This is a genomic window from Kitasatospora sp. NPDC029367 (assembly GCF_055569135.1).
In genome coordinates, this window is sequence record NZ_JBVHYH010000112.1 from 1 (window position 1) to 7743 (window position 7743).

Here is a 7743-nt window from a genome sequence, read left to right on the forward strand (position 1 = left end):
CTCCCCTCGCTCCCTGTGGGTCTGGTTTCGTTTTGCCGGTCCGACCGACCCCACCCCGGTGCGTGGGGTGGGTGGGGGGGGGGGGGGGTGGGGCCCCCCCCCCCCCCCCGACCGCTCAGTCGATCAGCTCCTCCAGCAGCGCCTGGGTCTGCTGCTGCGTCATCCCGCTGCCGGAGGCGTGCGCCGCCTCGAACTCGGCCTCGCCCAGCAGCCCCCGCAGCGCGAGCGCCGTCCGCTCGCGCTCCACCCGGTCCAGGAAGCCGCCCTTCGGGCCGTTCAGCTGCTTGTGCGCACCGATCAGCACCGCTGCCTGCCGGGCCCGCTCCAGGTCGCCGTCCCGCTCCGCGAAGGCCGCCAGCACCCCGACCACGGCCGGCACCACCATGATCGTCATCTGTTCGGCGAAACCGCTCGCGGCCGTCACCGAGAGCAGCAGCCGACGGCCCTCACGCAGCTGGGCGTACCCCTCCTCCGGATCGCCGGCCCGGGCCGTGAGCCAGCCCCGCGAGCACCGCAGCAGCCCGCCGACGACGCCGGGAACGAACCCGCCCGTCGTGATCCCGTCGAGGTGCGACAGCGCCGCCTCGGCCTCCTCGAACTCGCCGCGATGGGCGTGCAGGGCGCAGAGCGTCAGGTGGCCGAAGAGCAGGGCGCCGGTGGTGGACTGGTTGAGGCCCGTGCCCTCGATGGCGGCCAACGCCTCCCGGATCAGCCGCTCGCCGCGCTCCAGGTCGTGCTCCAGCACGGCGCTGCCGAGGTTCACCTGCAGCATCGGCACCTCGTGCGGCGCGCCCAGCTCCTCGGCCAGCGCGATCGCCCGCTCGTACGCGGCGGCCGCGCCGACGGCGTCACCCCGGTTCGCCAGCGACTCACCGCGGGCCGACAGCGCCTGGGACACCCCCCAGAGGTCGCCCGCCTGCTCGAACAGCTCCAGGGAGCGCAGGCCGTCCTGGATGCTCTGTTCCTCGCCCTCCGGCCAGTCGTTCAGCATCCTGGCCCGGACCTGCAGGGCGAACGCCAGGTCGCTCGTGTCGCCGTGCAGCTCGCAGCCGCGGACCGCGTCGTCCATCAGCTGCTTCATCAGCTCCAGGCGGCCGGCCAGGAAGGCACCGAACACCCGCATCAGCGCCGGGAAGCGGTAGCCCTGCGGCAGCTCCGGGGTGTAGCTGTCCAGCAGTTGCTCCGCGATCCTGACCGCGTCCTTGTCGCCGAGCACGTCGAGGTTCCCCTCGAACATCCCGATCAGCCGGAACATCGCGGCCAGTCGGCGGGCCTCCTCGACCACCCCCGGGGGCATCGGGACGCCGTACTCGAGCACGTTGCGCTCCAGCGGCACCGGCGGCGGGGCGTCCGGGGCGAACGGGTCCGGGCCGAGCGCGGCGATCGCGGTGTACCAGCCGCGGGCCTCCATGCTGTAGCCGCGCAGCGACCAGTACCAGCCCATGCCGACGCCGAGGGCCAGCGCCTGCTCCTCGTCCGCGAGGTCGATCGCCCGGCGCAGCGCGGCCCGGATGTTGTCCTGCTCGCGCTCCAGCACGTTCAGCCAGTGCAGCTGCTGCGGGCCGTGGACGTTCAGGTCGGCGGTGGCGACCAGCGCGCGGAAGTGCGCCAGGTGGCGGGCGCCGGTGGCGTCGCGCTCGGCGGCGGACTCGGCGAGCCGCTCGGTCGCGTACTCGTGGATGGTCTCCAGCATCCGGTAGCGCGGCTGGACGCCGTCGTCGGCCAGGTCCGCCACCAGCAGGGACTTGTCGACCAGGGAGAGCAGCAGGTCGGCGACCTCCGGGCCGACCACCTCGGTGCCGTCCGCGCAGACCGCCTCGGCGTCCTCCAGCTGCCAGCCGCCCGCGAACACCGAGAGGCGGCGCAGCACCGCCCGTTCCCGTTTGCCCAGCAGGTCCCAGCTCCAGTCGACCACCGCGCGCAGGGTCTGCTGGCGCGGCAGCAGGGTGCGGCTGCCGGCGGTGAGCAGGGCGAAGCGGCCGTCCAGGCGGTCGGCGATCTGCCGGGCGGTCATCACCCGCAGCCGGGCGGCGGCGAGTTCGATGGCCAGCGGCAGGCCGTCCAGGCGGCGGCAGATCTCGGCGCAGGCCTCCGGGTCGCTCTGCGGGTCGAAGCCGGGGCGGGCGGCGGCGGCCCGCTCGGTGAGCAGCCGCAGCGCCACTGGGTCCGGCAGCGGCTCGACCGGCAGGGCCGTCTCGCCGGGCACGCCGAGCGGCTCCCGGCTGGTGGCGAGCACGGTCAGCCCGGGGCACTCGGCGAGCAGGGTGTCGACCAGGTCGGCGGCGGCCTGGATCAGGTGCTCGCAGTTGTCCAGCACGAGCAGCATCCGGCGGGGCCCGCAGTGCTCGACCAGTCGGCGCATGGGATCCTCGGCGCGCTTCTCGATCACCTCGGCGACCATGCCGGCGCTGTGCAGCACGATCTCGCGCAGGCCGAGCGCCGAGACCACGGCGGCCGGGACGGCCTCCGGGCTCTCCAGCGGGGCGAGTTCGGCCAGCCAGACGCCGTCCGGCCAGTGCCCGGCGGACTGCTCGGCGCGACCGGCCTCGACCGACAGCCGGGTCTTGCCGGAGCCGCCCGGGCCGGTCAGGGTGACCAGCCGATGCGTCGTCACCAGGGCGCGCAGGGCGGTGAGATCGCCCTCGCGGCCGACGAAGCTGGTCAGCCGGCCGCGCAGGTTGCCGGCGGCGCGCGGGAGTTGGGGCGCCGGGGCGGGGGGTTGCGGCTGTCCGCCCGACGGGCCCTGCGGTTCCTGCGGTCGCGCCGGGGGTGCGGGTGGGGGCGCAGCCGGGGGTGCGGGTGGGGGCGCAGTCGGGGCCGGCTCGGCCGAGCGGAGCAACTCGGCGTAGCAGTCCTGGAGTTGACGGCCGGGGTCGACGCCCAGCTCGTCCGCCAGGGCGCGCCGGGTGCGCTCGTAGTGGCGCAGCGCCTCGGCGGTGCGGCCGCTCCCGTGCAGCGCCCGCAGCATCAGCAGTTGCAGGGGCTCGTCCAGCGGCTGCCGTTCGCACAGCTCGGCCAGTTCGGCGACCAGCTCGGAGGCCCGGCCGAGGCCGAGGTCCGCGGTTATCCGGTGCCGGCGGGCCTCGTCCCGCTGGGCCTCCAGCCGGGCGGCCGCGGCGGCGCGGTCCGGCAGGTCGGCCAGGGCTGGACCGCGCCACAGCGCCAGGGCGGCGCGCAGCCGCTCGGCGGCCAGCGCGCTGTCACCGGCGTCGAGGGCGCGCCGGCCCTCGGTGCTCAGCCGCTGGAAGTCGGCGAGGTCGGTGGCCGGGTCGGCCAGCCAGTACCCGGCCGGCCCGGAGCCGACCCGCTCCCGGCCGATGGTGCGGCGCAGCCGGCCGACCAGGGTCTGCAGGGCCGCGGAGGAGTCCTGCGGTGGTTCGGCGTCCCACACCTCGTCCACCAGCAGGTCGGCCGGGACCGGCCGGCCCTGCCGCAGGGCCAGCGCGGTGAGCAGCGCCCGCAGCCTGGCCCCACCGAGGGGGACCGGCGTGCCGTCGTCGTGGTGGGCCGTGGTGGTACCGAGGATGCCGTAGTGCACCGCACCATTCTGGTCGATGGACGGCAGCGCGGCCGCACAATTGTGCCCGGCCTCCCCGACCCCGGCCCCCGACCCCGGGCCCCGGGGCGTGCCGGAACCAGGCGCCTCCCCTCGGACGTTCACCCTGGGCGGCTTGTCCGGCCACCGCCCGCCCGGCATGATCGGTCCCAGCCGGTAGTCCCCCTTCCCCTGTTCACGGAGCACCCACAGATGACCTTCGCCGCCACGCCGCGCTCCCGCAGCGAGGACCGCCGGATCAGCCCGGTGTTCTGGGTGCTCCTCGCCACCCTGGGCACCTCCGCCTGGGCGGTGTACTCCGGCTACGGCAACGCCTCGTTCGGGGTGTTCCTGTTCGTGATCTCGGGCTGGATGGTCTCGCTCTGCCTGCACGAGTACGCCCACGCGCGCACCGCCCTGCACGGCGGCGACATCACCGTCGGCGCCAAGGGCTACCTCACGCTCAACCCGCTGAAGTACGCCAACGTGCTGCTCAGCTTCGTGCTGCCGATCGTCTTCATGATCCTCGGCGGCATCGGCCTGCCCGGCGGCTCGGTCTGGATCGAGCGCAGCCGGATCCAGGGCCGGCTCAAGCACAGCCTGATCTCGGCGGCCGGGCCGCTGGTGAACCTGGTGATCGCGGCAGTGCTGCTGATCCCGATCGGCGCGGGCTGGCTGGACGACCCGACGGTGCACGCGGTCTGGAACGGCTACGAACTGCCCTACTCGCCGTTCTCCGGCGCCCTGGGCTTCCTGGGCTTCCTCCAGCTCAGCGCGGCGGTGCTGAACCTGCTGCCGGTTCCCGGCCTGGACGGCTACGGGATCGTCGAGCCGTGGCTCTCGTACAAGACCCGGCGCGCGGTCGAGCCGTTCGCGCCGTACGGGTTGCTCGCGGTGTTCGCGCTGCTGTGGCAGCCCGAGGTGAACTCGTTCTTCTTCGGGATCGTCCACGGCCTGATGAACCTCTTCGGCGTGGACCAGGACTACGCGACGCTCGGCCGGTACCTGTTCAGCTTCTGGAAGAACTGACCCTGCTCGGCGGCTTCCGGAAGAACTAGCCCTGCTCGGCGGCCGCCGCCTCGGCGATCTTCGCCTTGCGCCGGTTCAGCCAGAGCACGTTGCTGGCCACACCGGCCAGCGGGAGCCAGATCAGTCCGATCCAGAAGCCCTCGACCATCGAGACCACGGCGGCCGCCAGCGCGAGGACGACGACGAGCAGGGCGAAGAGGGACGTGCGAGGCATGGCGCGGAGCTCCTAGGACCGGGTGCGGACGGCCGGGGTCGGCCGTACCCATTGTCGCCGACCTCACCTCCGGACCGGGTCCAGGGGTGAGGCCGACGCGACCGGCGCGTTCTACACGTTCTACACGTCGGTGATCCGCAGGCCCGCGTGGGCCTTGTAGCGGCGGTTGACCGAGATCAGGTTGGCCACCAGCGCCTCCACCTGGTGGGCGTTGCGCAGCCGGCCCGCGAAGATGCCGCGCATGCCGGGGATCCGGCCCGCCAGGGCCTGCACCACGTCGGTGGCGGCCCGCTCGTCGCCGAGCACCATGACGTCGGTGTCGATCCGCTCCACCGACTCGTCCTGGAGCAGCACCGCCGAGAGGTGGTGGAAGGCGGCGGTGACCCGGGAGTCCGGCAGCAGGGCGGCGGCCTGCTGGGCGGCGCTGCCCTCCTCCGGCTTGAGCGCGTAGGCGCCCTGCTTGTCGAAGCCGAGCGGGTTGACGCAGTCGACGACGATCTTTCCGGCGAGTTCCTCGCGCAGCGCGGTCAGGGTGGCGGCGTGGCCGTCCCACGGGACCGCGATGATCACCACGTCGCTCTCCCGGGCGACGGTGGCGTTGTCGGCACCGCGCACGCCGACGCCCAGTTCGGCGGCCGAGGCCTCGGCCCGGGCCGCGTCGCGGGAACCGATGATCACCTGCTGGCCGGCCTTGGCCAGCCGCAGGGCCAGGCCGCGCCCCTGGTCGCCGGTGCCACCGAGGACACCGACCACCAACTGCGAGACGTCCGGCAGCTCGTGGGCCGGGTTTGTCGCTGAATCGAGGGAAGTCATGGGCCGATCTTCCCAAATCGCCGGCCCGGCGCGACATCCTGGCCCGCATGGACGCAGTGAGAGTTTCGGCACTTCGTGAACGACTCACGGGCACCGGCTGGTTGGAGGCGGTCGGCGGTTTCGCCGGCGCGCTGCGGCGCTCGGTGGAACGGCGCGGGGCCGGTGAGCTGCTGCTGGTCGGCACCGAGGCGTACGAGCCCTGGCACCTGGCCGCCCACCTGGAGGACGAGGCCGCCTGGTCGGCCGTCCCCCGGCTGGCGCCCACCCTGCTGCGGCACGCACCGCCCGCCGCCGCCCCGGCCCACCTGGCGCACGGCCTGCGGCGGCTCACCGAGGCCGGGCGCGGCGCCACCGTGCTGGTGGTGGCCCCCGGCGCGGCCGGTGCCCCGCTGCTGGAGCGGGTGCAGGACGCCCGCCGGCACGGCGCGACCGTCCTGGCCCTGGACGGCGCCGACCCCACCACCCCTGCCGGCCTCACCGGTCTCGCCGACCCCGCTGGTCTCGCCGACCTCGCGGACCTCGCGGGTCTCGCGCACGAGCGGCTCGCCGTCGGCACCGCCGCCGAGGAGCCCTTCGACCTGGCGCAGCACCTGGTCAGTGCCGCCGCCGGGCAGCCGGGCCGCCGCCGCTCCGCCCTGGACCGGCTGGCCGACCTCGCCGGCCGGCTCACCTCACCGCCCGCGTTCACCCGCTGGTGACAAATCCGTTGCGGTCCGGGAACCGGCCGTCCCAGGATGGTCGTTCGTGAACGCCGACGAACCACCGCCCACCGGTCGGGCGCGCGCCCTGTTGCGCTCGCTGGCGCCCGACCTGTCCCCCTGGCGCGCCTCGCGGGACTTCCGCTACCTGTGGACGAGCGGCTGCATCACCAGCTTCGGCAGCTTCCTGACGTACGTCGCCGTCCCGATGCAGATCAAGGAACTCACCGACTCCTCCTTCGCGGTGGGCCTGATCGGCGCCGTAGAACTCGTTCCGCTGATCGTCTTCGGCCTCTGGGGCGGCGCCCTCGCCGACGCCCTGGACCGCCGCCGGCTGGTGCTGCGCTCCGAGGCCGGGCTCGGGCTGCTCGCCGGGCTGCTGCTGCTCAACGCCCTGCTGCCGCACCCGGTGCTCTGGCCGATCTACCTGGTCGCCGCCCTGGTCGCGGCCTGTGACGGGCTCCAGCGCCCGGCGCTGGACTCGCTGCTGCCGAGGGTCGTCGCGCACCAGCACCTGTCGGCCGCCTTCGCCCTCAAGTCCCTGTACCACAACGTCGCTTCGGTGGCCGGTCCGGCGCTGGCCGGGGTCGTGGTGGCGGTGTCCGGGGTGCAGACCGCGTACGCGCTGGACGTGCTGACCTTCGCGGTCTCGCTGCTGCTGCTCGTCCGGATCAGGGCGGTGCCGCCGGCCACCGGCGCCGAGCGCCCGTCGATCCGGGCGGTGCTCACCGGAGTGCGGTACGCGTGGAGCCGCAAGGACCTGCTCGGCACCTACGCGATCGACCTGTGCGCCATGCTGTTCGCCTTCCCGGTGGCCGTCTTCCCGTTCCTGGCCTCGGACTTGGGCGCGGACTGGGCGCTCGGCCCGATGTACGCCGCCGCCGCCGTCGGCGGCCTGCTGGTCGGCGCGACCAGCGGCTGGACGTCCCGGGTCCACCGGCACGGACGGCTGCTGGTGGCCGCCGCGGTCGGCTGGGGCGCGGCCATGGCGCTGGCCGGACTGTCCGGCAGCGTCTGGGTGGTGCTGCTCGGGCTGGCCCTGGCCGGTGGCGCGGACGAGATCAGCGGGATCGCCCGCTCCACCATGTGGAACCAGTCCATCCCGGACGAGGTGCGCGGCCGGATGGCCGGCGTCGAGCTGCTCAGCTACTCCGTCGGGCCCCAGCTCGGCCAGGTCCGGGCCGGCACCATGGCCGGCCTGATCGGCGTCCGCGCCGCCGTCTGGACCGGGGGCCTGGCCTGCGTCGCCGCCGTCCTCGCCCTCGCCGCCGCCCTCCCCCGCCTGCTCGCCTACGACGACCGCACCGACCCGCACACCGCCGCCGTCCGCGCCGAACACGAACGCAACGCCCGCGAGACCCCCGCCCCGGGGGGGGGGGGGGGGGGGGGGGGGGGGGGGGGGGGGGGGGGGGGTTGGGGGGGGGGGGGGGGGGGGGGGGGGGGGGGGTGGTGTA

The 7743-nt window shown here is 74.8% G+C and carries 6 protein-coding genes; 3 read left to right on the top strand and 3 right to left on the bottom strand.

The features are described 5' to 3' along the window. Positions 1–115 precede the first annotated feature (115 nt). Positions 116–3538 (bottom strand): AfsR/SARP family transcriptional regulator, encoded by a 3423-nt coding sequence (locus ACZ4W5_RS36065; protein WP_360228105.1) that lies wholly within the window; start codon positions 3536–3538, stop codon positions 116–118. 210 nt (positions 3539–3748) lie between these two features. Between ACZ4W5_RS36065 and ACZ4W5_RS36070 the strand changes: the two genes are divergently transcribed. After that, positions 3749–4564 carry a site-2 protease family protein gene (locus ACZ4W5_RS36070; RefSeq protein WP_360228108.1) on the top strand — a complete coding sequence of 272 codons (816 nt, stop codon included), beginning with the start codon at positions 3749–3751 and terminating at the stop codon, positions 4562–4564. A 25-nt stretch (positions 4565–4589) separates the two neighbouring features. Here the strand turns inward: ACZ4W5_RS36070 and ACZ4W5_RS36075 are convergent, their stop codons facing one another. Further along, positions 4590–4778 carry a hypothetical protein gene (locus ACZ4W5_RS36075; protein ID WP_360228110.1) on the bottom strand — a complete coding sequence of 63 codons (189 nt, stop codon included), beginning with the start codon at positions 4776–4778 and terminating at the stop codon, positions 4590–4592. Between the two features lie 120 nt (positions 4779–4898). Then, entirely contained in the window at positions 4899–5591 is a 693-nt protein-coding gene (gene npdG / locus ACZ4W5_RS36080) for an NADPH-dependent F420 reductase (protein WP_360228112.1), read from the bottom strand. A gap of 47 nt (positions 5592–5638) precedes the next feature. On the opposite strand from npdG, the gene ACZ4W5_RS36085 reads away from it, so the two are divergent. Both ACZ4W5_RS36085 and ACZ4W5_RS36090 read left to right on the top strand, forming a co-directional pair. After that, positions 5639–6289: a hypothetical protein gene (locus ACZ4W5_RS36085; protein WP_465659352.1), complete on the top strand. Its 651-nt coding sequence runs from the start codon at positions 5639–5641 to the stop codon at positions 6287–6289. A gap of 46 nt (positions 6290–6335) precedes the next feature. Beyond that, a partial coding sequence (locus ACZ4W5_RS36090; RefSeq protein ID WP_465659353.1) for an MFS transporter occupies positions 6336–7743 on the top strand: 1408 nt, incomplete at its 3' end.

Excerpts from the sequence above, each read along its gene's own strand:
- ACZ4W5_RS36070 (WP_360228108.1), top strand. The coding sequence starts at position 3,749 with ATGACCTTCGCCGCCACGCCGCGCTCCCGCAGCGAGGACCGCCGGATC.
- ACZ4W5_RS36075 (WP_360228110.1), bottom strand. The coding sequence starts at position 4,778 with ATGCCTCGCACGTCCCTCTTCGCCCTGCTCGTCGTCGTCCTCGCGCTG.
- npdG (WP_360228112.1), bottom strand. The coding sequence starts at position 5,591 with ATGACTTCCCTCGATTCAGCGACAAACCCGGCCCACGAGCTGCCGGAC.
- ACZ4W5_RS36085 (WP_465659352.1), top strand. The coding sequence starts at position 5,639 with ATGGACGCAGTGAGAGTTTCGGCACTTCGTGAACGACTCACGGGCACC.